This window comes from Clostridium sp. CAG:265, from assembly GCF_000436575.1.
Classification (GTDB): Bacteria; Bacillota; Clostridia; order Clostridiales; family Clostridiaceae; genus Clostridium; species Clostridium lentum.
This window is the reverse complement of record NZ_FR886605.1, coordinates 1-25,811: the sequence shown is the minus strand read 5'-3', so window position 1 is coordinate 25,811 and position 25,811 is coordinate 1. Positions and strand designations below refer to the sequence as shown.

Annotated in this window: 28 protein-coding genes and 1 riboswitch; of the genes, 25 read left to right on the top strand and 3 right to left on the bottom strand. The window is 28.2% G+C overall.

The features are described 5' to 3' along the window. Together Q5O29_RS04910 and Q5O29_RS04905 are read left to right on the top strand one after the other, a co-directional pair. On the top strand, positions 1-448 hold a 448-nt coding region (locus tag Q5O29_RS04910), incomplete at its 5' end, for a glycerophosphodiester phosphodiesterase (protein WP_302631755.1). Between the two features lie 110 nt (positions 449-558). After that, positions 559-1,257 carry a pseudouridine synthase gene (locus Q5O29_RS04905; protein ID WP_186835415.1) on the top strand — a complete coding sequence of 233 codons (699 nt, stop codon included), beginning with the start codon at positions 559-561 and terminating at the stop codon, positions 1,255-1,257. 97 nt (positions 1,258-1,354) lie between these two features. On the opposite strand, the gene Q5O29_RS04900 is transcribed toward Q5O29_RS04905, so the two are convergent. Then, positions 1,355-1,777, bottom strand: a complete 423-nt coding sequence (locus tag Q5O29_RS04900; RefSeq protein WP_022211877.1) for a cytidine deaminase — start codon at positions 1,775-1,777, stop codon at positions 1,355-1,357. A 106-nt stretch (positions 1,778-1,883) separates the two neighbouring features. On the opposite strand from Q5O29_RS04900, the gene Q5O29_RS04895 reads away from it, so the two are divergent. Then, the gene (locus tag Q5O29_RS04895) at positions 1,884-2,057 is read left to right on the top strand and encodes a hypothetical protein (protein WP_022211876.1); all 174 of its coding nucleotides are present in this window, start codon (positions 1,884-1,886) and stop codon (positions 2,055-2,057) included. Between the two features lie 72 nt (positions 2,058-2,129). Here the strand turns inward: Q5O29_RS04895 and Q5O29_RS04890 are convergent, their stop codons facing one another. Then, positions 2,130-2,999 carry a methionyl aminopeptidase gene (locus tag Q5O29_RS04890; RefSeq protein WP_022211875.1) on the bottom strand — a complete coding sequence of 290 codons (870 nt, stop codon included), beginning with the start codon at positions 2,997-2,999 and terminating at the stop codon, positions 2,130-2,132. A 228-nt stretch (positions 3,000-3,227) separates the two neighbouring features. On the opposite strand from Q5O29_RS04890, the gene Q5O29_RS04885 reads away from it, so the two are divergent. The 18 genes from Q5O29_RS04885 to Q5O29_RS04800 all read left to right on the top strand — a co-directional run bounded on the left by Q5O29_RS04885 (position 3,228) and on the right by Q5O29_RS04800 (position 21,224). Continuing rightward, the gene (locus Q5O29_RS04885) at positions 3,228-3,731 is read left to right on the top strand and encodes a DedA family protein (RefSeq protein WP_022211874.1); all 504 of its coding nucleotides are present in this window, start codon (positions 3,228-3,230) and stop codon (positions 3,729-3,731) included. 159 nt (positions 3,732-3,890) lie between these two features. Then, positions 3,891-4,394 (top strand): DedA family protein, encoded by a 504-nt coding sequence (locus tag Q5O29_RS04880; protein ID WP_022211873.1) that lies wholly within the window; start codon positions 3,891-3,893, stop codon positions 4,392-4,394. Between the two features lie 240 nt (positions 4,395-4,634). Beyond that, positions 4,635-5,366: a glycerophosphodiester phosphodiesterase gene (locus Q5O29_RS04875; protein ID WP_022211872.1), complete on the top strand. Its 732-nt coding sequence runs from the start codon at positions 4,635-4,637 to the stop codon at positions 5,364-5,366. A 171-nt stretch (positions 5,367-5,537) separates the two neighbouring features. Beyond that, positions 5,538-6,026 carry a QueT transporter family protein gene (locus Q5O29_RS04870; protein WP_022168409.1) on the top strand — a complete coding sequence of 163 codons (489 nt, stop codon included), beginning with the start codon at positions 5,538-5,540 and terminating at the stop codon, positions 6,024-6,026. Positions 6,027-6,029: 3 nt separating this feature from the next. After that, positions 6,030-6,503 carry a preQ(1) synthase gene (gene queF / locus Q5O29_RS04865; RefSeq protein ID WP_022211871.1) on the top strand — a complete coding sequence of 158 codons (474 nt, stop codon included), beginning with the start codon at positions 6,030-6,032 and terminating at the stop codon, positions 6,501-6,503. 88 nt (positions 6,504-6,591) lie between these two features. Next, a complete protein-coding gene (locus Q5O29_RS04860; RefSeq protein WP_022211870.1) occupies positions 6,592-7,260 on the top strand; it encodes a response regulator transcription factor in 669 nt (222 codons plus the stop codon). Beyond that, positions 7,257-8,273, top strand: coding sequence for a HAMP domain-containing sensor histidine kinase (locus tag Q5O29_RS04855; RefSeq protein ID WP_022211869.1), 1,017 nt, complete (start codon positions 7,257-7,259; stop codon positions 8,271-8,273). The genes Q5O29_RS04860 and Q5O29_RS04855 overlap by 4 nt, the downstream gene beginning before the upstream one ends. Before the next feature lie 169 nt (positions 8,274-8,442). Then, positions 8,443-9,213: an ABC transporter ATP-binding protein gene (locus Q5O29_RS04850; RefSeq protein ID WP_022168413.1), complete on the top strand. Its 771-nt coding sequence runs from the start codon at positions 8,443-8,445 to the stop codon at positions 9,211-9,213. Continuing rightward, entirely contained in the window at positions 9,203-11,182 is a 1,980-nt protein-coding gene (locus tag Q5O29_RS04845; RefSeq protein ID WP_022211868.1) for an ABC transporter permease, read from the top strand. Before Q5O29_RS04850 ends, Q5O29_RS04845 begins: the two co-directional genes overlap by 11 nt. 490 nt (positions 11,183-11,672) lie before the next feature. After that, positions 11,673-12,878 carry an NAD(P)/FAD-dependent oxidoreductase gene (locus Q5O29_RS04840; RefSeq protein ID WP_022211866.1) on the top strand — a complete coding sequence of 402 codons (1,206 nt, stop codon included), beginning with the start codon at positions 11,673-11,675 and terminating at the stop codon, positions 12,876-12,878. A gap of 181 nt (positions 12,879-13,059) precedes the next feature. Continuing rightward, positions 13,060-13,632 carry a hypothetical protein gene (locus Q5O29_RS04835; RefSeq protein ID WP_022211865.1) on the top strand — a complete coding sequence of 191 codons (573 nt, stop codon included), beginning with the start codon at positions 13,060-13,062 and terminating at the stop codon, positions 13,630-13,632. A 49-nt stretch (positions 13,633-13,681) separates the two neighbouring features. Continuing rightward, positions 13,682-14,239, top strand: coding sequence for a hypothetical protein (locus Q5O29_RS04830; protein ID WP_022211864.1), 558 nt, complete (start codon positions 13,682-13,684; stop codon positions 14,237-14,239). Positions 14,240-14,457: 218 nt separating this feature from the next. Then, positions 14,458-14,559, top strand: a riboswitch (TPP riboswitch). Positions 14,560-14,708: 149 nt separating this feature from the next. Further along, complete coding sequence (gene thiD, locus Q5O29_RS04825; protein ID WP_022211863.1) at positions 14,709-15,521, top strand: bifunctional hydroxymethylpyrimidine kinase/phosphomethylpyrimidine kinase; 813 nt, start codon at positions 14,709-14,711, stop codon at positions 15,519-15,521. A 29-nt stretch (positions 15,522-15,550) separates the two neighbouring features. Beyond that, positions 15,551-16,348: a hydroxyethylthiazole kinase gene (gene thiM / locus Q5O29_RS04820; RefSeq protein ID WP_022211862.1), complete on the top strand. Its 798-nt coding sequence runs from the start codon at positions 15,551-15,553 to the stop codon at positions 16,346-16,348. 15 nt (positions 16,349-16,363) lie between these two features. Next, positions 16,364-16,954, top strand: a complete 591-nt coding sequence (gene thiT / locus Q5O29_RS04815; protein ID WP_022211861.1) for an energy-coupled thiamine transporter ThiT — start codon at positions 16,364-16,366, stop codon at positions 16,952-16,954. 132 nt (positions 16,955-17,086) lie between these two features. Next, on the top strand, positions 17,087-17,701 hold the full coding sequence (gene thiE / locus Q5O29_RS04810; RefSeq protein WP_022211860.1) for a thiamine phosphate synthase: 615 nt from the start codon (positions 17,087-17,089) through the stop codon (positions 17,699-17,701). Between the two features lie 107 nt (positions 17,702-17,808). Continuing rightward, entirely contained in the window at positions 17,809-18,993 is a 1,185-nt protein-coding gene (locus Q5O29_RS04805; RefSeq protein WP_022211859.1) for a cation:proton antiporter, read from the top strand. 62 nt (positions 18,994-19,055) lie between these two features. Beyond that, entirely contained in the window at positions 19,056-21,224 is a 2,169-nt protein-coding gene (locus Q5O29_RS04800; protein WP_022211858.1) for a UvrD-helicase domain-containing protein, read from the top strand. A gap of 67 nt (positions 21,225-21,291) precedes the next feature. On the opposite strand, the gene Q5O29_RS04795 is transcribed toward Q5O29_RS04800, so the two are convergent. Beyond that, the gene (locus tag Q5O29_RS04795; RefSeq protein WP_022211857.1) at positions 21,292-21,576 is read right to left on the bottom strand and encodes a hypothetical protein; all 285 of its coding nucleotides are present in this window, start codon (positions 21,574-21,576) and stop codon (positions 21,292-21,294) included. A 149-nt stretch (positions 21,577-21,725) separates the two neighbouring features. On the opposite strand from Q5O29_RS04795, the gene Q5O29_RS04790 reads away from it, so the two are divergent. From Q5O29_RS04790 to trpE, 4 genes are all read left to right on the top strand, one after another. Then, the gene (locus Q5O29_RS04790; RefSeq protein ID WP_022168431.1) at positions 21,726-21,995 is read left to right on the top strand and encodes a hypothetical protein; all 270 of its coding nucleotides are present in this window, start codon (positions 21,726-21,728) and stop codon (positions 21,993-21,995) included. 219 nt (positions 21,996-22,214) lie between these two features. Further along, positions 22,215-22,688 carry a hypothetical protein gene (locus tag Q5O29_RS04785; RefSeq protein WP_022211856.1) on the top strand — a complete coding sequence of 158 codons (474 nt, stop codon included), beginning with the start codon at positions 22,215-22,217 and terminating at the stop codon, positions 22,686-22,688. After that, complete coding sequence (locus Q5O29_RS04780; RefSeq protein WP_022168433.1) at positions 22,681-23,409, top strand: hypothetical protein; 729 nt, start codon at positions 22,681-22,683, stop codon at positions 23,407-23,409. Before Q5O29_RS04785 ends, Q5O29_RS04780 begins: the two co-directional genes overlap by 8 nt. A gap of 1,005 nt (positions 23,410-24,414) precedes the next feature. Further along, positions 24,415-25,782 (top strand): anthranilate synthase component I, encoded by a 1,368-nt coding sequence (gene trpE, locus Q5O29_RS04775; RefSeq protein ID WP_022211855.1) that lies wholly within the window; start codon positions 24,415-24,417, stop codon positions 25,780-25,782. Positions 25,783-25,811 lie beyond the last annotated feature (29 nt).

The window sequence follows — 25,811 nt, the reverse complement described above, 5'->3', positions numbered from 1 at the left end:
TGATAAAATTGTTACTTTAGAAAAGGCACTAAAAGTTATAAGAGGAAAGTCAAAGATAAATATTGATTTAAAGGTAAATAACGATGAAGAGTTAATATCTAAGCTTGTAGCGGAATTAATAGAAAAATGCAATATGGAGGAAGAAGTAATAATAACCTCCAGTAATTATGGAGTATTGCTAAAGGTTAGAAATTATAATAGTAATATAAAAATAGGATATATTACTAGAAGTTTAGCAGAAGATTTTAATATTGATGAAATTGATGCTATTTCTATAGCCTATGAAGGATTAAATGAAAGAGTTGTAGAAAGAGTTCATAAACTTGGTAAGGAGATGTTTGTTTGGACAGTAAATAATGAAGAGGAAGGTCAGAGAGCTATTTATTTAGGGGTGGATAATATAATAACTAATGATGTAATAAGGATTAGAAGTCTTATAAATAATTAAAAAATTATAAAGGAATTCGCACTTTTGATAAAATATAGGGTTTTAGATATGTTAAAGATTAAGTATGGTATAATTTAGATATTATACAAATGATAGAATTAGGTGATATAGTGAGAATTAATAAATTATTAAGCAATTTAGGAATATGTTCAAGAAAAGAAGCTGCAAGATATATAGAAGATGGAAGAGTCAAGGTTAATGGTATTTTATCTATACCAGGTCAATGGGTGGAGGAAAGTGATGAAATACTTATTGATGATGAGCCGGTTTCTGCCAGAGAAAAGATATATATAGCACTTAATAAGCCTGTGGGGATAACATGTACAGCAGAAAAGACTGTGAAGGGTAATATTATAGAATATATGAATTATCCAGAGTATATTTTTCCGGTAGGAAGATTAGATAAGCCATCGCAAGGACTTATTATTTTAACCAATGATGGTGTTTTAGCTAATAAGATTTTAGAATCAGAAAATGAACACGAAAAAGAGTATATTGTAACTTTAGATAGGGAATTTGATGAAGAATTTATTAAAGGTATGTCCAGTGGAGTTGAAATATGTGGACAAGTCACTAGATCATGTAAGGTGTTTAGAATGGACAATAATACTTTTAAAATTATTCTCACTCAAGGATTAAATAAACAGATAAGGAGAATGAGCAAAGTTTTTGGCTATAATGTAGTAAAGCTTGAAAGAGTGAGAATTATGAATATAACATTAGATGGTATTGAGTATGGAAAATATAGATTTATTTCTAAAAATGAAGTAGAGGAAATGTTAAGATTAACTGAAAAAAATAATTTGTAAAAAATATTGAAATTTTTAAATTAGCTTGATATAATATGTTTTTAAAAGATTAGTGCTGCAACACTAATCTTTTAAAACTTTTACTATTAAATTAGAATTATTTAAAGTCTTTACTAGTGAAACCTAAAGGTAATAATTCTTTTAATAAGAATTCTTTGTAATCATCAGGACTTTTAGCTAAGATAACTCTAAAAGTTTCTGGATTGCAGAATTCGGCCATTACTTGTCTACACACACCACATGGAGCGCAATAATCACCTTCGCCCATTTTAACATCAGCTTTGTTTCCTACAATAACAATAGCTGAGAAATCTTGTTGTCCTTCTGAAACAGCTTTAAAGAAAGCAGTTCTTTCAGCACAGTTTGTTGGAGAAAAGGCAGCATTTTCAATATTACATCCTTGATAAACCTTTCCATTAGTGCCAAGTAGTGCAGCACCTACATTGAAGTTTGAATATGGAGTGTAACAAAAGTTTTGAGCTTCAAATGCTTTTACAATTAACTCTCTATCACTTATCATTTAGTTCACCTAAACCTTTCAAATTTAAATAAATTATATACAATAACACCAATATATATTATTGTATAAAGGAATAATATTATATCAGAAAAAATATTAAAAGTAAATGGCAATTAAACTAATAGTACATGTAATGCTGATGTTTGTTCCTAAAGTAAGCATGGATAGTAGTTATATTTTAAATATAGCAGTTTATTCAGTGGTATTTTTAGGATATGCCATATGCAGAGTGATAAAAGCAGTAAGTGCTAAAAATGGAGAATTAGTAAAGGAACTATAGAAAATAAGTTGTAGGTTTAAAATAATCTACAACTTATTTTTTATACTTTAAATAATTACTTAGTTAATAAAATTAGTAAGTTAATATTTCAGCACCATCTTCAGTGATTAATATTGTATATTCCCATTGAGCAGATGGGTATCCATCTGCTGTTAATGCAGTCCAATCATTATCTGCATCGATAAATAAATCTGGAGCTCCCATATTAATCATTGGTTCAATAGTAAAAGTCATTCCTGGTACTAGAAGCATACCTGTTCCTGCTTTACCAACATGAGAAACAAAAGGATCTTCGTGGAATTGTAAGCCTATTCCGTGTCCACCAAATTCTCTAACTACAGAGTAGCCATTGGATTCAGCATGTTTTTGAACAGCTTCAGCAATATCACCCATGAATCCCCATGGCTTAGCAGCCTTTAAACCACAATCTAGACATTCCTTAGCAACATTAACTAACTTATCAAGCTCAGGGTGTACAGCACCTATTTTGAACATTCTTGAAGCATCTGAGAAGTAACCATTAAGTATTGTTGAAACATCAACATTTATTATATCTCCATCTTTAAGAATTACATCTTCACTAGGAATTCCGTGACATATTTCATCGTTAATTGATGTACAGCAGCTTTTTGGGAAACCTTGATAGTTTAAAGGAGCAGGTATAGCTCCTTGAGATACAGTAAAGTCATGAACAAGTTTATCTATTTCAGCTGTAGACATTCCTGCTTTAATATTTTTAGCAACTAGGTCTAAAACTGCAGTATTTATTTTAGCACTAGCTTTTATACCTTCAATTTGTGCTGGAGTTTTTATAATTTCTCTTGGAGGAACTTCAGCACCATTTCTTTGATGGTGTGCTATTTTTTCGTCAAATTGTAAGTGACATTGTTTATATTTTTTATTACTACCACACCAGCAGTGGTCATTTCTGTTTAAAGTCATTTCATTATCTCCTTATTATCGAATATATAGTTATTATATTACTATATTTAAAAAAGAAAAAGGGAAAATAGAATAAGTGATAATTATTTTCAATTATTTTGTAAAAAATATAGCGTGATTTAATTCATAAGTAATAATATGGTAAAAAGTAGTAAATATTATTAATGATGTAATACTTTAAAAGAATTATGATATAAGCAAATAGTAATGAAGAAAGGAAAATGATATATGAATAATTCTCAAATAATAATCCAATATATATTAAAGTATGGAACAGCAGTTATATTTTTGCTTTTATTTTTAGAACAATTAAATTTTCCAGGTTTAGCATCATCAATTTTAATGCCAGCCATAGGGGTTTTTGTAGCCAAGTATGAATATAGTTTTATTTACGTGTTTATACTAACGTTAGTAGCTGCAATATTAGGAAGTTTGACGTTGTATTATTTAGGATATTTCATAGGGAATCCTATGATTAATTGGGTAAAGAATAAGTTTCCTAAAACCAAGGAAATAATAGATAAAATTTTAATGTATACAAATAAATATGGTAGTAATGGTGTACTTTTATGCAGATTTATTCCTGGAGTGCGAACATTGGTATCTTTAGTATGTGGAAGTGTAAAGGAAAGTTTAATAGAGTTTTTAATATTTTCATCAATTGGTATTGGGATATGGAATTTAGTATTAATGTTAAGTGGTTATTTAACAATAAATTTAATTAACAGATAATAAGATATATAGTGATATAGTTATTTATACGATAAATAACTATATCACTATAGTAAAAAGCTTTAGAGTATAATATATAGAAAAGGTAACCATATCTAATATATAATAGAAATATAAAATTAAGTATATTCGTTTTAAGAATGATTATGAGGTAAGTTTATGATAAATAATGTTAATTTAGTTGTTGAATACATATTAAAGTACGGAATAATATTTTTGTTTTTTATAGTGTATCTAGAGTATTTAAATCTTCCTGGGTTGCCAGGTGGAGTAATACTACCAGCCATAGGAGTACTTATTGCCAATAATGAATATAGCTTTTTTGGAATGTTTATAATATCTGTTTTAGCTGGTGTCTTAGGTAGTATATCACTATATTATGTAGGATATTATGTAGGAAATCCTTTATTAGAATGGATAAAGAAAAAATTTCCTAAAGCAAAGGGTTCCATTGATAAAGCTTTTGATTTTAGTAAAAGATTTGGTAGTAAAGGTGTGTTTGTTTGTAGGCTTTTGCCAGTTGTACGGACTATAGTTTCTTTGATTTCAGGAACTGTTAAGGAAGATATAGTTGAATTTACAATTTACTCTACTTTTGGTATAGCCATATGGAATTTAGTATTTATCTTTGGGGGATATATAACAAGTAAAGCACTGCTGTGATAATAATGAATTATGAATGATGAGTTGAAAAAGGAGCTTTCTTAAGGAAGCTTCTTTTTTATATTTTTAGAAGAAGAGTATTTACTGGTTTTTTATGCGGAGTAGGTATTATAGGAATTTTGTGTGAAATGGTTAAATATGTACTATAAATTCTAAGAATATTATAATTAAAATAATGTATTAGTTTATGGAAATAAGAATATGAATTATATTGAGTAAGAAATAGGAGGCTTATGTATAATGATAAATTTTGCCCATAGAGGAGCAAGTTCTGATTATCCAGAAAATACATTGCTTGCTTTTGAAGAAGGAATAAAGTGTGGAGCATCAGGAATTGAACTTGATGTTCAGAAAACAAAGGATAATAAGATAGTTGTTATTCATGATGAAGAGGTTGAGAGAACCTTTAAAGGAAAAGGGTTGGTAAAGGATTTTACTTTAAGGGAGCTTAAAGAACTTCAAACTAGAAGAGCTTTGTTTGAAGGAGTGCAAGGAACAGGGATTCCAACTTTAGAAGAAGTATTAAACTTAATAAGGAATAGTGATGTGATTTTAAATATCGAATTAAAGACAGATATGATACATTATGCAGGAATTGAACAAGATGTAATAAATATGATTGAAGATTATGAAATGAAAGAAAGAGTAATTATCTCAAGCTTTAATCCAGACTCTATAAAGTTATGTAAGCAAATAGATGGAGAAATTAAAACAGGATTATTATATTATGAGCCTATAGAAAATATAGTTAAAGTTGCTAAGGAGTTAAAGGCTGATGCAATTCATCCAGATTTAAGACTGGTTTCAGCAGAGTTAATAAAGGAAGTCCATGCCAATAATTTAAAGATTAATGTATATACAGTTGATTTACCTCTATATATGAGGCTACTTATTGCAGCTAAGGTAGATGGGATTATTACTAATTATCCAGCGTTGTTAGATGAAATTATGCAAGAAGAACTTAAAGGATAAGATTGTAAAAATAGTTGATTTTAGGTAAAATGTATGATATTCTCAATTATGTAAATTTAATAAGACAGTTCGTGACCCTCCTGTCTATAAACAAAACTAGGAAGTGAAGATTATATTCTAAAACAATAGGGCATTTTTATGCCCTTTTTTTATGCTTTGGAGGTGATTTTCATGGAAAATAATATAAAAATTAATTCAACAAAAAGGTTAACATTATCAGCATTAGTAATTGCTCTTTATGTAGTTATAATGTTTTGTACACAATCTTTTGCTTTTGGGCAATTTCAAATAAGGATTGCCACAACAATATATTCTTTATCATACATCTTCCCTTTTCTAGTTTTACCATTAGGTATTGCAAATATAATATCTAACACAATAATGGGAGGTTTAGGAGTCTTAGATATGCTAGGTGGAGGATTAGTTGGAATAACAACATCATTCCTTATTGTTCTTATAAGAAAGTATAAGCTAAATATAAATTTAGCAGCAATTCCAATAATATTTGTGCCGGGACTAGGGGTAGCTACTTGGTTATCATATTTATTAGGAATACCTTATAAAGCTATGGCATTTAGCTTATGTGTAGGACAAGTTATACCAGGTATATTAGGAGTAATTATAATAAAAATACTTAGCAGTAAGATTAAGGAGATTTAATTTATGAAGGAAATAACTTTACTTGGAAATCAAAATACTAAATATGAATATGATTATAATCCTAAAATATTAGAAAGATTTGAAAATAAACATCCAGATAATGATTATTTTGTAAAGTTTAATTGTCCAGAGTTTACAAGCCTTTGTCCAATAACTGGTCAACCAGATTTTGCAACTATCTACATATCATACGTACCTGATAAATACATGGTTGAAAGTAAATCATTAAAGTTATATTTATTTACCTTTAGAAATCATGGTGATTTCCATGAGGATTGTATGAATATAATAATGAAGGATTTAATAAAGCTTATGGAACCTAAGTATATAGAGGTATGGGGAAAGTTTACACCAAGAGGTGGAATTTCCATAGATCCATATTGCAACTATGGAAAGCCAGGAACAAGGTGGGAAGAGGTTGCTTTTAACAGATTAGCAAATCATGATTTATATCCTGAAAAAATAGATAATAGATAAATTTTATGTGCTATATTAATAAAAATTAATATGGCACTATTATTTTTATGTAAAATATGGATATAATTTATTGAGAGGTGACTTATATATGAATAAAGTTTTTATTATTGAAGATGATGTAAAGATAAATGAACAGTTAGGTAGCTTTTTAAAAAGATATGGTTATGAAGTAGCTACTTCCTTTGACTTTGAAAATATAGTGGACATAGCTTTGGAAGAAAACCCAAAAATAATACTATTAGATATAAATCTACCTGTTTTTGATGGATATTATATATGCAAGGAAATAAGAAAGCAGTCCAATGTACCTATCATAGTTGTAACTAGCAGGGATACTGAAATGGATGAGCTTATAAGCATGAATCTTGGAGCCGATGATTTTATTACTAAGCCATATAATGCAGCCATTTTATTGGCAAGAATAGAATCAATCATAAGAAGAGTTTATGGAAATAATAGTATGGAGATATATGAATATAATGGATTAAGATATAACCTTTCCACCAGTGAAATGGAATATGAAGGTAATAAAAGTGACCTTACTAAAAATGAAAGTAGGATTCTTTACACTTTAATAAAGAATAAAGGAAAAATAGTTTCTCGTAGTGAACTTATGAAGTATTTATGGCAAAATGATGAGTTTGTAGATGATAATACTTTAACAGTTAATATAAATAGGCTAAGAAAAAAGATGGAGGAAATTGGAGCCAATAATATGCTTACAACTAAGAGAGGACAAGGTTATATATTAGTATGAAATTAATTGAATATATTAAAGAAAAATTTGTTTTTATGGTTATTAATATTGTAATGACTCTTTCAGGTGTTGTTATTTTAAAAGCATTAAAAGTAGATACATATACAATAGTATTTATCAGCATATTAAATCTTATAGGAGTATTTAGCTGTTATATTTATGATTATTTTAATAGGAAAAAATATTATGATAATTTATTTAAGAATTTAGATGGGCTAGATAAAAAGTATTTTATAGCAGAAATATTAGAGTCAGGAGATTTTATTGAGAGTAATATTATTTATTCTGTACTGGAGGAATGTACTAAATCCATGAAGGATGAAGTAGCAGATTTAAAAAGGAATATTAATGATTATAAAGAGTATATTGAAACATGGGTACATGAAATAAAGACACCTATAGCATCTGCTAGGCTTATTTTAGAAAATGATGAAGGATATATTAATAAAAGTGTCTTGGAGGAAATTGAAAAAGTAGAAGGTTTTATAGAACAAGTATTATTTTATGCTAGAAGCAGTACAGTAGAGAGGGATTATATAATCAAGAAAATACCATTAAAAAATAGTATAAATTCAGTTATAAGAAAAAATGCAAACATACTTATTGAAAAAAGAGTTAAGATTCAACTAGAAGATATAGAAAAAAAGGTCTATTGCGATAGCAAATGGATTGAATTTATCTTGCAACAAATAATTTCTAATTCAGTGAAATATATGGATAAGGATGAAAAGTATATAAAGATTAGGTGTTTAGAAAAAGATAAGAATATTATTTTAAAAATTTTAGATAATGGTATTGGAATAAGTGAAAAGTCAATAGAAAAAGTATTTGAAAAAGGCTATACTGGGGAAAATGGTAGAAAATATAATAACTCAACAGGTATGGGCTTATATTTATGTAAGAAATTATGTTTAAAACTAGGTTTAGGCATAAGTATTAAATCAAAGTTAGGAGTAGGAACAGAAGTAACAATAGTATTTCCTATTAATAACTATAATTTAGCGGAAGATTAATATTAATTATAAACTCTGGAGATTTATTCAGTCACTCATAATTCATAAGATTGTTGGTAATCTATGAGCTTATGTTACAAAAGTGTAAGGTTATTGTTACATAGTTCTATGGATACCATGATGAATTAACGATATTATATGAGTATAGTAAATACTGGAGGTTAGAGAAATGAGTAATGAAATATTAAGGGTAAGTAATATTGAAAAATACTATGGTAAGAATGGCAATATTACTAAAGCAATTAATAATATAAGCTTTACTGTGAATAAAGGAGAGTTTGTAGGTATTATGGGAGCATCAGGCAGTGGAAAGACAACGCTCCTTAACTGCATTTCAACTATAGATAAAGCTAGTAGTGGTCATATATATATAAATAATAATGATATAACAAAACTTTCGTCAAAAAAAATAGCAAAGTTTAGAAGAGAAGAGTTAGGATTTATTTTTCAAGATTTTAATCTTTTAGATACATTAACAGCTTATGAAAATATAGCATTAGCTTTAACTATATGTAAGATTAATTATGGAGAAATTAATAAGAGAATAACAAATATTGCAGATAAATTAAATATTAAAGATATTTTAAATAAATATCCATATGAAATGTCAGGTGGACAAAAGCAGAGAGTTGCAGCTGCAAGAGCAATAATAACTAATCCATCACTTATATTAGCAGATGAACCTACAGGAGCATTAGATTCAAAATCAGCAAAGGTATTATTAGAAAGTATGGAAAAGTTAAACAAGGATTTAAATGCAACAATTATGATGGTAACTCATGATGCTTTTACTGCTAGTTATGCTGACAGGATACTGTTTATTAAAGATGGAAAGATATTTAATGAACTTATAAAAGGTAATGATAGCAGAAACAAGTTCTTTGATAGGATCATAGATGTAATTACACTTCTAGGAGGAGATGTGAGAGATGTATGCTAAACTTGCAATAAGAAATATAAAAAGAAGTTTTAAGGATTATTCAATTTACTTTTTAACATTAGTATTTGGGGTAGCGATATTTTACACATTTAACTCCATAGAATCACAAACAATTATGATGAACTTAAGTGAGGCTGAAAAAAATGCCTTCGAAATGGTCAATGTAGTTATGAGCGTAGCATCGGTATTTATTTCTGCTATCTTAGGATTCTTAATTATTTATGCCAGCAATTATTTAATAAAAAGAAGAAAAAAAGAATTTGGAATATATATGACTTTAGGGATGGAAAAAGGAACTCTTTCAAAAATATTATTTATTGAAACATTATGTATAGGTATTCTCTCTTTAATTGTAGGCTTAGTGGTAGGAACATTGTTATCACAAGGGTTATCAATATTTACAGCCAAGTTATTCCAAGTGGATATTGTAAGATTTAAATTTGTTTTTTCAAAAAGTGCATTTATAAAAACATTGGTATGTTTTGCAATAATATACTTGATAGTTTTATTATTTAATTCTAATGTTATTAGAAAAGTTAAATTAATTGATTTGTTAAATGCTGCAAAGAAAAATCAAGATATCAAAGTAAGAAATCTTTGGCTATCAGTTGTTATCTTTATAATAAGTATTACTTTATTAGGTGGAGCATATTATTATGTGTTAAAAATGGGTGTTGCCATTATTACATCATCATTATTTATCATCGTAGCTATGGGAGCCTTAGGAACATTTTTATTTTTCTTTGCTCTTTCAGGTTTTTTATTAAAAGTAATGCAAAGTAATAAAAATAAATATTTTAAAAATTTAAATATGTTTATCTTAAGACAAATTAACAGCAAGATAAATACAACCTTTATTTCCATGACTTTTATATGCTTAATGCTTTTTGTTTCTATATGCACATTATCAGGTGGCCTTGGAATAAATAAATCAATAAACCAAGGTTTGAAATATTCGAGTCAATTTGATGCTACTTTTTGGAATTATCAAGGGTTAGATATAAAAGAAGAACTTATGAATAAAGGAATAGATTTAGATAGTATTGCCAACAGTTATTCAGAGTATAAGTTATATGATAATGATTATAGTTATAGAGATTTTCTTACTAAAGAGGCTATAAATAAAACTAAAAAGTATTATCCTGTATTTTCAAATGAAAACATACCAGTAATGAAGGTTTCAGAGTTTAACAGTGTTATGGAAATGATAGGAAAAGAACAAGTTAAATTAGCAGATGATAAATATATGGTATGTAGCGATGTAAAAGATTTTAAAAAGTATATAATGGAAGCTACTAAAAACAATACTGAAATAGTTGTAAACGGAGAAAAATTATTACCAGCACAAATAGAGTCTATAGAAGTGACTACTTATAATCAAATGCTAGAAAATAATTTATGTACTTTTATAGTTAATGATGAAGTTTTAAATGGAGTGGAACCATATAATTCATATTTAAATATTAATTATAAAAATAGTGAAGGTGATGAATATTTAGCTAGCAAATTTAGAGAAAATAATATTGATGACTCTGTATATGTAGATTATCTTACAAAGAAAGATTTATTAGCTAATTCAGCTGGATTTGGCACAATGATTTCTTATCTTGCTATTTATATTGGAAGTGTATTTTTAATAGCATCAGCAGCAGTATTAGCATTACAGCAGTTATCAGAAGCAGCAGATAATATAGACAGATATGCATTACTTAGAAAAATTGGTGTAGATGAAGAGATGATTAATAGATCTATTTTAGTACAAATAGCAATTTATTTTATGATTCCTTTATCACTTGCTATAGTACATTCAATTTTAGGATTAAAGATTTCTTCAGATATAGTTTCTGTTTTTGGTGATGGATCTATAATGAATTATATTATAGTAACAATGATTATAATGATTATAATATATGGTGGATATTTTATTGCAGCATATAATGGAGCTAAGAAAATGTTAAAATATTGCTAAAAAGAGAACTTATTAAATTAAAAATCATAAAATATTTATATAGCAATATTATAGGATGAGACATGAATAATTTGGATTATTATAATTTTGATAGTAACTGCAATAGCGGTAGTACTTTGGATAGCATAATAAATGGTTTGCCTTTGGATGACTTAGCTGATGCTTTACTAAGTAATGCCAATAATCCCAATAATCAATTTACTTATTGTGATTTTTTTAATATATTACTATGTTATGGATCGCAGTTTATAAATTTGATTTATGTAATATTATTTTTATATTGGTGGAGTAATCAAAGTATTTATTGCTTCTTAATGAATCAAAATTGTCAGTTGACAAATGGCTTAAGTGATGCACTACAAGAATGCATGGATAATTGTTGTAGATAGAAATAGCTTATTGGCTATTTCTTATTTTTTTATATATACATAATATGTTTTCTGTTATAATAAGAAAATAAACAAATTATTGGTAGTGAGGTGTAGTCAAAATGGCAAAGGTTATTGTTATAGGAGGTGGGCCAGCAGGTATTATGGCAGCTATAACGGCAGCTAAAAATAATGAAGTTATCTTAATAGAAAGAAATAATGAAATAGGTAAGAAGTTAAAGCTTACTGGTGGTGGAAGATGTAATATCACTAATAACAGAGATATTGAAGAGTTCTTTAGTAAAATAGTAACTAATAATAAATTTTTATATAGTGCTTTATACACTTTTTCAAACTATCAACTACTGGAGTACTTAAGTGAAAAAGGACTAGAATATAAGGTGGAATATGATGAAAAGGTATATACAAAGAGCGATAAAGCAGATGAAGTAATATCTTTATTTGAAAATGAGTTAAGAGAGAACAATGTTAATATATTGTATAATACAAAGGTTGAAGATTTAATTGTGAAAGATAATGTAGTAAAAGGTGTGATACTTGACACAGGTAAGTCTATTAATGGAGATAAAGTGATAGTTACAACAGGAGGGAAAAGTTTTCCAACAACTGGTTCAGATGGAAGTATGTATGAGGTTATTAAGAAATATGGTCATACAATAACACCTATTTATCCAGCTTTAATTCCACTTGTCATAAAGGAGGAATTTGTTAAAAATCTTCAAGGGATAGCTATGAAGGATGTACATATACAGGCAAAATTTAAAAAGAAGAAGTTTGAAAAAGAAGGAGATATGATATTTACTCACTTTGGAATATCAGGTCCAGCAGTATTAAAAATTTCTTCATACTTAAATAAAGCTTTAGCTGATGGTGAAGTTGAAGTCATTTTAGATTTTCTTAAAGATAGGTCAAAGGAGGAACTTGCACAGATAATTAGAAGTAACAGTAATAGGTTCGTTTTAAATAATTTAAAGGGAATTTTGCCACAAAATTTCTTGAAGCAGATATTTGAAATGCTTAACTTAGTAGAAGTTAAAGCCAGTGACTTGAAAAAGGAAGATGAAATTAAGATAATTGAGTATATAAAAGAAATGAAGCTTACAGCAAGGGAAACTTTAACTATAAAAGCTGCACAGGTAACGTCAGGTGGAGTTAAAGTAAAGGAAATTAATGCTTCTACCATGGAATCAAAATTAATAAATAATTTATATTTTGCTGGAGAAGTAATTGATATAGATGCTGAAACAGGAGGATATAATCTTCAAATGGCATTTTCAACAGGATATTTAGCAGGAAGTGATTTTTAAGTAAAAAAAAGCCTCGTAGTAGATTTACTATGAGGCTTAGCTTTATGCCGAAAGATAGGAGTATAACTTTTGCTTAGTGTTATAATATATATTATGAAAAGGAATAATAAGATGTTACTAAAATAAAAATAAAGCATAAAATATTAATATATTAATTTTACGTGAAGTTTTAGAATGAAAAATGAATATGTATGATTTAAATGAAATATATGAAATGCTTAAGAGAAATGGATATGTAAAAAACGAAGATGATATGTCAAATAATATTCCTGAGGTAGATCCTTCAGGGGGAGGTAATAGTAATTGTTGTGCTAATCTAAATTTAGATATTCCTGGAGGGTTTCAAGATATAAATCCCATAGTTTTTATAACTATTGGTGAGTTGATTGGTAATATTATAGCTGGAAATGTACCTTTTAATGTAGCTGTGGCTATATCTAATTGGCTTAATTTAGTGGGACAAGCAATAGAAACTTATGGAGCACAACAGCAATACTTTCAAAATGGACCAGGACGTTATTATGACTTAAGATATAAAAATGTAAATAATCCTTTTTGTAGTTGCGATTCCAAGGAAAATTCCAATAGTGATTGTAATGATAGTGAAAATATTAGGAATAGTTCAGAAAAGAGCAATATCAATGGCTGTGAAAGATTAGAAAGTCTTATGGAAGAATTGAAAGAGCAGATAGAAAAATTAAAAACAAGAGTAACTTCTTTAGAAAAGACTTTGGTAGATAATATGAACACCTAAGTTTAATTATACGTAATATGGTAATAGCAATAATAATTATGGAGAAGATATGGCTTGGGATGCAGATATTATTGATGATAGAGTTAAAGACCAATATGATAGTAAAAAGAATAATAAAAATAAATTCAATAATAAGTGTAAAATAGATCCAACTGGTGGTGCAAATTCTAATGAGTATAAATATTGTGATTTAGATATTCCGTTTGGTTTTCAAGATATAGATCCAATGCTTATTACTGTTTTAGGAGAAGTGGTTGGCAGTATATTATCAGGTAATATGCCTACAAATGTAGCCAATGCTTTTGGAAATTGGGTACAGTTAATTGCCCAGGTAATAGTAATGTTTAATGCTCAGCAACAGTATTCACAAGCAGGGCCAGGAAGGTACTATAGTCCAGACTATCGAAATATATCCAACCCGTTTACAGCAGAACCTTCAACTTCTGATGGTTATGAACAAATTGTTAAGAAGAAAAATAAAAAGAAATCTCATAAAGAAAGAAAACAAAGTCATAATGGAAAATATGAAGAAGATATTATAAATCAATTAAATGATAAAATCTTAGCTTTGGAAAGAGAAATAGAGGAATTGAAAAATAAAATGTAAGTTATCTAAGGAGCTTTACATTTTATTTTTTTATTTTAAAATAGTAATTAAATTTAGGTTTTACTGGTTCAGTAGGTACTTTATTAGTAAGTAAAAATAAGGCAAAGCTTTGGATTGATTGGAGATATTTTTTTCAAGCAGAGGAAGAATTAAATTTAAAAAATAAGGTATTGTAAAAAAATAAATATAAGTTTACAATAAAAAGGACAATAATATATATAATTTGCTAGGGGTGCTATAAAAAGCTGAGAGATATAACATAATCAACCCTTGTACCTGAACTGGATAATGCCAGCGGAGGAAAGCGTAAATCAATGACGAATTATTAATGATGAATTAAAATGAAACTATTTTTATTTAAGTAGATTAATTATTCATATTCAATAGCTGTACTCTGGATAAGAGTGCAGCTTTTTTTTATATTTATCGTTGATAATTTGTAATTAACTTAATGGGAGGGGGAATAATTTTGAGAAATTACAGAGTACCAACATTGACTATTGCAGGATCTGATTCTTCAGGAGGTGCAGGAATTCAAGCAGATTTAAAAACATTTAGTGCTATTGGTACATATGGCATGAGTGTTATTACGGCAGTAACAGCACAAAATACAGAAGGTGTCTTTGCTGTTGAGGAGTTAAGTGGTGAAATAATAAAAAGTCAAATAAAAGCGATTTTTGATGATATTGAGCCAGCAGCTGTGAAAATAGGTATGGTGTCTAGTCCAGAAATAATAGTGGATATAGTAAATACCATGAAGAAATATAATCCAAGTTTTTTGGTAGTTGATCCAGTGATGATTTCTAAAAGTGGATATTCATTATTAAAGTCTGAAGCAAAGGAAAATTTAATAAAATATCTAATACCTATGGCTTATTTAGTAACGCCTAATGTTCCTGAAGCAGAAGAAATTACAGGGATAAAGATTAATTCTGTTACAGATATGAAAGTAGCCGGGAAAAAAATATTTGAGCTGGGGCCTAAATTTGTGCTGGTGAAAGGTGGTCATTTAGATGGTGAAGCAGTAGATGTATTAATGGGTGAGAATATTTTTGAAGTATTTGAAACAAAGCGGATAAATAGAAAAAATACCCATGGTACTGGCTGCACAATATCATCAGCAATAACAGCTTATCTTGCATTAGGATATGGTATTAAAGAAGCTGTAGAATTGAGTAAGAAGTATATTACTGAAGCTATTGAGCATAGCTTTGATATTGGACATGGAGTGGGTCCAGTTCATCATTTTTATAAATTTGAAGGGTTAATATTCAGTAAATAAGAAAGATAAAGCATTGGGGGAGTTAAGATATGTATGAGTTAATAAACAAGGTTAAGGAAATAAATCCACTGGTAGTACATTATACTAATGAAGTAACAATAAATGATTGTGCAAATGTGACTTTAGCACTGGGAGCTAGTCCTCTTATGAGCTATAGTTATGAAGAAGTAGAAGAGGTAATAGGCATTTCTTCAGCAGTAGTTATCAATATAGGAACTATGAATTCATCAAGACTAGATTTGTTTGTACAAGCTGGAAAAGCAGCTAATAAATATAATAAACCTGTGATTTTTGACCCAGTGGGAGTTTTTGCAACAAAGACAAGAAGTGAATTTGTTAATAAACTTTTAAATGAAGTTAAGTTTGATGTGGTTAAGGGAAATGTAGCAGAAATTAAATATATATGTGGTCTAGATGTTAAAGGAAAAGGTGTAGACTCTCTTGATGATGGAGAAGATATAATCCAAATAGTGAAGAAAGCTGCCAAAAGATTAGAATGTGTAGTAGTTGCTACAGGAGTTAACGATTATATATCTGATGGGAAAAATGTATTGAGAATTGAAAATGGAACAGCGAAGTTAAAAGGAATAACAGGTACTGGATGTATGACTGGTAGTTTAATAGGAAGTTTTTTAGGAACAGGAGAAAATAGATTGGAAGCCACTGTTATGGCAATGCTTGTTATGGGTATTGCAGGAGAGTTAGCAGATAAAGGTGATACTCCTTTGGGAACCTTTAAAATTAAATTAATGGATAATATATATAAATTAAATAAGAAGTTACTTGAAGAAAATTCAAGAATAATAAAGATAGAAGAAAAACAATAAGTAGGGGGAATAAAGATGATAATATTTTTAGGAATAATTTCAGCGATTATAGTGATATCATATGTAATTGATTTAAAAAATAATAGGATGAATACTAAGGAGATGGTAATGGCTTCATTAATAGCGGCAATTTCTTTTATATTAAGTCTTATTCAAATAATTAGATATCCACAAGGTGGAGGTATTGCACTGTTTTCAATGTTGCCAGTAATGCTTTTTTCATTACTTTATGGTAAGACAGCAGGGGTAACTGCAGGGCTTGTATTTGGATTATTATCACTATTAGATGGGCCTTATGTAATTCATCCAGTGCAATTTTTACTAGATTATATCTTCCCAACAATGGCGTTAGGATTAGCGGGTACTTTTGGAAGTGATACAAAAATGAAAAGAATATGTGGACCTTTAATGGCGGTAGCTCTTAATGTATTTTCAAAATTCTTATCAGGTGTTGTTTTCTTTGGAGCCTTTGCACCAGAAAATATGGGAGCGGTGTTATATTCATTAGTATATAATGGTTCAACAGCAGGTGTTGAAGGAATTCTTTGCATTGTAATACTAGCCATTTTACCATTTGACAGACTAAAGAAACACGCAAGAGCTTAGTAAGTGATGAATTATGAATGATGAATTGAGGAATGAAAAATTAAAAATATATATTTAAAAGAATTTCACAGAAATTCTATCCTTAATTTTTCATTTTTAATTCTACATTTTACATTCAAATAAGGGGGAGTTATGGAAGAGCTAAAACTGTATTTAATTACTGATAGTGATATATTAAAGGGCCGTGATTTTTATCATTGTATAGAAGAGGCTTTAAAGGGTGGAGTTACCATGTTGCAGTTAAGGGAAAAAGAAGCTGATGGTAAAGAATTTTTAGAAAAAGCTATGAACCTTAGAGAGCTTACTAGGAAGTATGGTGTTAAATTTATCATAAATGATAGAATAGATATAGCAATGCTTTGTGATGCTGATGGAGTGCATCTTGGGCAAAGTGATATTCCAGCAAAGGAAGCAAGGAAGTTGATGCCAGGAAAAATAATTGGTGTTTCTTGTAGGACGATGGAAGAAGCTGAAAGGGCCAAGGTAGATGGAGCAGACTATCTAGGGGTAGGAGATATTTTTGGTACTAAAACAAAGCTTGATGCTAAAAGAGTATCATTAGATACCTTAAAAGAGATTAAAGAGAAAGTAAATTTGCCAGTAGCAGCAATAGGCGGCTTAAACTTAGATAACATAGATTATGTTAAAAAATGCAATATTGATGGATATGCTGTTATTTCAGCTATATTAGCTAAGGAAAATATTAAAAAAGAATGTGGAAGTTGGATAATAAAAATAAATAATTAATAAATGTGACAAGTCATAGGAAAAAATCAAGTATGTTTCTATGACTTTTTATTATTAATAAATGGTAAAATTTATGTAAGACAAAGTTATATAGGAGGTAATGATATATGTCATATGGATATTTATTAGATCTTGCACTTATTTTACTGAGTACAAAAGTTTTATCTTTGGTTACTAAGAGATTTAAATTACCACAGGTGGTTGGAGCATTATTGGCTGGTTTAATATTAGGGCCTGCGGTATTTAATGTAATAGATGAAACAGATTTTATTAAGCAACTAGCAGAAGTGGGAGTTATAGTATTATTATTTACTGCAGGTCTAGAAAGCAATTTAAGTGAATTTAAGAAAAGTGGAAAGACTTCATTTATAGTAGCAACAATGGGAGTAATAATACCTTTAATTGGAGGCACAATATTAGCATATTGCATCAATGATGGAAAGGTAGGCAATGTAAATATCTTTGTGCAAAATATATTTATAGGCTCTGTTTTAACAGCGACATCTGTTAGTATAACAGTAGAAACTTTACGGGAGCTTGGAAAAGTATCCACTTCTGTAGGAAATATAATTGTAGGAGCAGCCATTATTGATGATGTTTTAGGAATGTTGGTTTTAACGGTTATTACAAGTTTAGCTGATTCATCTGTAAGTGTAGTAATGGTTGTTGTAAAAATAGTAGCATTTTTTATATTTAGTGTGATTGTAGGAATTATCACTTATAAATTATTTAATAAATGGGTGGATAAATATGACATTGATAAAAGGAGATTTGTTATAGTATCTTTTGTAATATGTTTATTACTATCATTTAGTGCAGAAAAGTTTTTTGGTGTTGCCGATATAACTGGTGCATATATAGCAGGACTTGTACTTTCATCCAATAAGGAAACTATATATATAACAAAGAGATTTGAAACATTATCATATATATTATTATCACCAGTATTTTTTGCTAGTGTTGGGTTAAATGTAAAGCTACCATATTTAAATGGAGAAATAGTAATGGTTACTATAGCGTTAATTATAGTAGCTGTTCTTACAAAGATTATAGGATGTGGTTTAGGTGCTAAGTTATGTGGATATAATAATATGGAATCAATACAGATTGGTAGCGGCATGGTTACTAGAGGTGAAGTAACACTTATTATTGCCAGCAAAGGATTAACTTTAGGGTTAATAAGTAGTTATTTTTTAGCTCCAATTATAATAATGGTGGTATTTACAAGTATATTTACACCAATATTATTAAAAATTGTTTTTTCAAGAGATAAAAGTAGTGTTCAATGTTGATTTTATAGAAAGCAATCAAGTATAATAATAAACTGATTATTAAATACAGAGGAGAAAAAAATATGTATATTGGTAGAAGTCAACAAGAGGAAGAAAAGTATTTACAAACAACCATCAAGGCTATTAATGAACTTATAGAGGAATTTGGTGGATTAAGTACTGAACAGGATAAAGAAATAAGAAAACAAAGAAAATTTTTATGGGATAATAGAAATGAATTTGATGAATTTGAAGTTTTAGAAAATTGTAGTCAAATTGCTTTAGAAGAAAAGACTTATGCTAATAAATTAAATAAATTAAAAAGCTTAGAAAGACAATTAAAATCTCCTTATTTTGCTAGATTGGATTTTAAAGAAAAAGGTGAAGAAGGAGATAGTTTTTATATAGGGCTTGCTAGTGTTGAGGATAAAGATAATTTTGATTTTTATGTTTTTGATTGGCGTTCACCTGTGGCAAATATGTTTTATGATTTTGAAGTAGGTCCAGCATTTTATAATGCACCTATAGGAAAAATAGAAGGTGATATTGAATTTAGTAGACAATTTAATATTAAGAATTCAAAAATTGTTTTTACTCATGATTCAGGAGCAGCTTTATGCGATGAATCTTTAACAGCAATGTTAGATAGAAATGCTACAGATAAAATGAAGAATATAGTAGCTACAATACAAAAAGAACAAAATGATATTATTAGGAATGATGATGCAAAAACTTTATTTATTCAAGGTGCAGCAGGTTCAGGAAAAACATCCATAGCTCTTCATAGGGCAGCATATCTTTTATATAAGCATAGAAAAAATCTTCAAGCAGATAATATATTGATTTTCAGTCCTAATGAAGTGTTTGCTGAATATATCAGTGATGTATTACCTGAGCTTGGAGAAAATAATGTTCTGCAGACTACTTTTGATGCATATGCAAAAAAGTCTTTACCAGCAGATTATTATTTTGAAAATAAGGCGGAGCATTTAGATTATTTATATAGTGGTGATCAAGAATTAGCCAATAGAGTTTTAGCCATGGAATATAAAAATAGCATGAAATTTATGGAGATTATCGAAAGTTTCTGCAGAGATTTACCAGAAAAGTTGGTGAAATGTAAACCAATATTTATAGATGGTAAGCAGATTATTCCAGTTAAGAGTGTTGCTAATACATTCTTAAAGAGATTTAATGATATACCTTTATTAAATAGGCTTGATGTAGTTAAACAAAGTATTTTTTCACAAGTTGAGAATAGGTTTTTAAATAGCGATTCAGGAGATTATGATTTTGAATATGTAGAAGATAAAGAAAACTTTTATGAACATTGTAAGACAGAAATTAATGCTCAAATAGATAATATGGTAGTAACATTTAATACTGTAGAAATATATAAATTATTATGGAGTAATATTGAAAATTATTGTAATGATGATTTAAGTAAGGTAAAAGAAATAACGTTAGGATATTTAAATAATAGAGAAGTAAAATATGAAGATATAACACCTATGCTATATATAAGAGCAGCCATGGAAGGTTTCAGAAACTATAAGAATGTTAAGCATATCTTAATAGATGAAGCACAAGATTATAGTCCATTATTATATGAACTTATTAGAAAATCATTTAAGAATGCAGCAATAACAATTATGGGAGATTTAAATCAAAGAATAGATGAACATTCAAATGTTAAGAATAGAAATGCAATAACAGAAATATTTAATGATATAAAAATTGAAGTGTTATCAAAAAGTTATCGTTCAACAGCAAATATAACTAATTTTACAAGAGAGCTACTGGATACACATGAGCCAATAGAAGCAGTAGAAAGAAGTGGAGATAATCCTAAGGTTATAATCACAAAAAATAGAATAGTTGAGGTGGCCAAGACTATTGAAACCATGCAAGAAAAAGGCTATAAATCTATAGCTGTTATATGTAAGACAAAAGCTATAACCAATGATGTTTATCACAAGCTTAAAGAAGTTTTAGCTGAAATTAATCTCATTGATACTGAGATTTCTGAGTTTAAAATAGGAGTAAATGTAATTTCCTCTTATTTATCTAAAGGTCTTGAATTTGATGGGGTAATAGTGGCAGATGGTGAAGAATATTTAAATGAAAGCAATAAGAACTTATTCTATACAGTATGTACTAGAGCTTTACATGAATTAAAAGTATTTACTAAAGAAAGTTTAGAGGAAATGTTACCAAGCAATAAAACTTTATATGAAATAGAAGAGAGATAATAGATAATTGTAATATATGTAAAAAATTATAAGGTGATGAAAAAGGGTGTATGCAAATACATCCTTTTTAACGTTCAGAATCTAAATAATCTTTATAAAATTGTTGTGCTTCTGGTCTTTCTAAGTATTTTTCATCTTCATCATAATAGTCTTGTAAATATTGATTTTCTAAAAATTCTTCTTCAGGCACATTTATTTCTTTATGACCTCCATCAGAATGAAAAAAATTATCTAATTTTTCAAATATATTATCAAAAGCATTAGGATACATAGTTGAAGCAATGGCAGACTGTTTTACAAATGATGATAATAAGGTGATTATACATAAAATTTTAAAATGTTTTTTTAACATTAATATACCTCCATAAGTATTTTATATATAGTTTTATCAAATAAAAAAAATTATAAGAATTTATAGTAATAATTATGGAAATACTTAAGATAGTAATAATATTATTGGCATATAAATAATAATATGAAGTATAAAGGTGGTGCTGTGTTATGGTAAAGAAATTAATAACTATTATAACTTATATTACTATAGTTACTTTTATAGGATTTTTAATTGTTTTAAGCATAGATCAATTTAGAGCAGTGAAGGCATCTAAAACAGAGTCCAATGAAAAAGAAACAAATTTACTTATTCAATATAAAGATAGTGTGGAAACAGATGATGAAGCTATAGAAAGTAGAGAAAGTGAGAAGGATTCAAAATCATATTTATTGCCTAATGCAGTAAAAAATCAATATATTAAAGTAAGCCCTTTATAGTTAATCAGTGCATATCGCTTCGCTGATGCACTTAATTAAGTCGCCAATTGAAAATGTAGAATGTAAAATGAAGAATTAAAAATGAATGTGCTTATTTAATTTTTCATTTTTAATTCTTAATTTTTAATTCTTCATTCTTTAAAGTGGAATATTTTAGTTATGTTTTTATAATAGCGTTAATATATAGAAGTAGGAGTATTAATATTAAAAGGTGATTTTATGAGATGGTATGAAGCAAGCTCTCCTGAGGACTTGAAGACTTTAGGAAAATTAAAGACTGTTAAATCAATGATTAATAAGGACATTAGAGAAATAATTGGGAAGCAGAAGATAGATAGTTTTATAAAAATGGGAAGTAACAGCTGGAAAGGTGTTTTTGATAAAATTCAATATTTAAAAAAAATAGGATTAGTAGTTGCAGAAAACAATGGACAATCTATAGGATGTAATGATAAAAAGTATTTTCTTAATGAAAGTACAAAATATATTTATTATCTCCTTGAGTTAGAAGGAGAAACAAGAATGAGAAAATTAAATATTAATAGGACTCATTATAGAAATAAGGAAGCTGCCAGAAGGTGGTATTATGATATAGTAAGAAAAATTCATCCAGATACTAACAGGGATGCCAGGGCAGTAGAGGCAATGGCTGAACTTACAAGCATTTATAATAAGATGATTGGTAATGGATGATAGTAAAGCTCTTATTTTGGTAAAAAGTTATCTTAAAGATGTTCACTATAAGGAGCCTGAAAGAGCACAAAATTTAAACAATCGTACTGTTAAGGCCATTAAAAACGCTTTTGATAAAGCTATATTAGATAAAAGAGGATGGATATGGATTGAAGAAGAGAGTATTCATTCTCTTTTACGAGTTAAAACAAAAGCAGATGCAAGATATTATTTACAATCTGTTCCGAAAGAATATGAAATAAGTATCAATGGAAAACAATATATTAGAGGGTTTGTATTTATATCATTTATAAATAAATTTATGGAAGAAAAAGGTAATAACAAATATTTACCTATAGTTAACGAATATTATAACTTAATAAATACTAGCAATGATGTTAAGCTAGTAAGATTAGAGTTTGATAATTATTTAAAAGCTCAAAAAAGAAAGCTAAAATCTAAAAGAATAAAAAAATATAATATAAAAGAAGATGAATTAACAGGAAAAAATATAGATATACGAACTTGTGAGTTTTCTCATATAAGAAGTGTATCTATGTACCAAGAATATAGTGATAATATTGAAAATGGATTAATAGTAAATAAAGAAACTCATGATAAAATAACAAGAAAAGAAATAAATGATGAAGATGAATTATATGATTTATGTATAGATAATGGATGGAATCTTCAATGGTATGAGAAATATAAAAAACATCTAAATAAGTGGACAAGCTATTAAAAATATTTTTAAATTAATTGACAAATATTGGATATTAAGCATATAATATTATTAAAGATAAAGTCTATGATAAGAAGAGTAGCTAGTTGAGTTTAGTTAAAGCGATTTTGGGATGGTGAAAGCCAAATACTGTAGCAGCTAGTGAATGGGCCTTGGAGATGAAATCATGAACAGAATTATGAATTAAGAATTATAAATGATGAATTAAGGAGGAAACTCAAAGAGTTTCTTAAAATTAATATTTTTTAAACTCCAGAAGGAGTTTATTCCTCAACTCATCACTCAGCATTCATAATTCATCATTATCTAAGTAGTGGTTTTCGGTAAGTCTACCGTTAAAAGGACAGGATATCGACGTTTTTATTATGGAAAAAGTCTGTATCTGGTAAAGAGTTATACTTAGGTGGCATAGCGAAGTAATGGTATTTCGTCCTATTAGGGCAAAATACCATTTTTTAATTAAGAATTATGAATTAATGTTGAAACTAAAAGAATTTCTAAGAAACATATTTTTTCTAAACTCTGTGAGTTTATTCCACAATTCATCATTCATCACTCATAATTCATAATTATAAGGTAACTAAGTATATAAATTTGGGTGGCACCACGAGTCATTTCGTCCCATACAGGGATAGAAGTGGCTCTTTTTTTAACGCTTAGGAAAGTATAAAATTTTTCAGTATAGGGAATACTAATAGATTATTCATTTCTTATATACGTCGTTAATAATGCGTTAAAAAGAAAATTATAGTGCCCCAAAAGAACCGTAAAAGAAAAATAAATTAATTAAATTTTTGTAAGGACTTATTTTTCTTTTAGAACCTTTTGGTTGGCTAACAAAAGTTGCTTCCTTCGCTGAAGCGTGGCGTCAGCCACTTTTGTACTTTTAATCATGATTTGAGAATTATCAGTGATGAATTAGATATAAGCTTCAAATAAATTTTTAGCTAATAATTTATTATTTATAACTTAGCATTAAGCAGTATTTTAAGGGGAGATTTAAAGATGAAAGAAGTTGAGTTTAGATTTAGAAAGAAAAGTGGAAAATCATTTTCATTTATTAAGGAGTTTAGAGGGGATTTATTAACTCCAATAGGCATATTTAATACATTAAAAGGAAATAGAAAGTTTATTTTTGAAAGTGGAACAAAAGGAAGTAATTTTGCAAGATATTCTTATATAGGATGTGGAGATAAAATGACAGAGCTTACTTCATTGGAAGAAGTAAATGAAGAAATAAAAAGAGATTTTGATGAAAGTTCCAATCCACTTCCATTTAAAGGTGGAGTTATAGGATATATAGCTTATAACCTAATAGGCAAATACGAACCAACTTTAAAATATAAAAATGAAGATAAATTAGCAGTAAAAGATTGTTTATTTACAGTGTATAAAGATTATATCTGCTATGATCACTTTACTCATAAAGTAAGTATAGTAAAAAATATTGAAAAAGATGATTGTAGAAGTTATGAACAAATTAAAAGAGAAATATATGATTTATATCATGAAATTTGTAGTTGCAAGATGGAAACAGAGGATTTTCAAGAAAATGAACATGAAGAAATAGAATTTATATCAAATTATACAAGAAAAGAGTATATAGAAAAGGTTGAAAAATGCAAAGAATATATAAGAAATGGTGATATTTTTCAAGTGGTTTTTTCTCAGCAGGTAACATGTAAAACAAATAAAAGTGGAGTAGAAGTTTATAGAAGACTAAGAGAAAATAATCCAAGCTCATATATGTTTTATATAGATAATGGTGATTTTGAGATAGTTGGCTCATCACCAGAAAGTTTAGTTTCAGTAAGAGATGGAATTGTAACCACAAATCCTATTGCAGGTACAAGAAGAAGAGGAAGAGATGAGGAAGAAGATAAGGCATTAGAAGAAGAACTAATTAATGATGAAAAAGAAAGAGCTGAGCATGTTATGTTAGTTGATTTAGGTAGAAATGATATAGGAAAAATAAGTGAAGTGGGCTCAGTAAAGGTAGAAGAATTTATGAATATAGAAAGATTTTCACATGTAATGCATATGACTTCTAAAGTATCAGGAAAGCTAAAAAAGGGAGTGGATTCTATATATGCATTAATAAGTACAATGCCAGCAGGAACAGTAAGTGGTGCTCCTAAAATAAGAGCTATGGAAATAATTGAGGAGCTTGAAAATAGAAAAAGAGGTATTTATGCAGGAGCTGTAGGATATTTTTCTTATGGTGGAAATATGGATATGAGTATAGCAATTAGAACTATGGTTATTAAAGATAAAACAGCATTTTTGCAAGCAGGTGGAGGAATTGTATATGATTCTGATCCAGAAAAGGAATATGAGGAATCATTAAATAAAATGAGAATATTGATAGTGTAAAGTTTCGTATGAAAAAATAGCATAGGGCT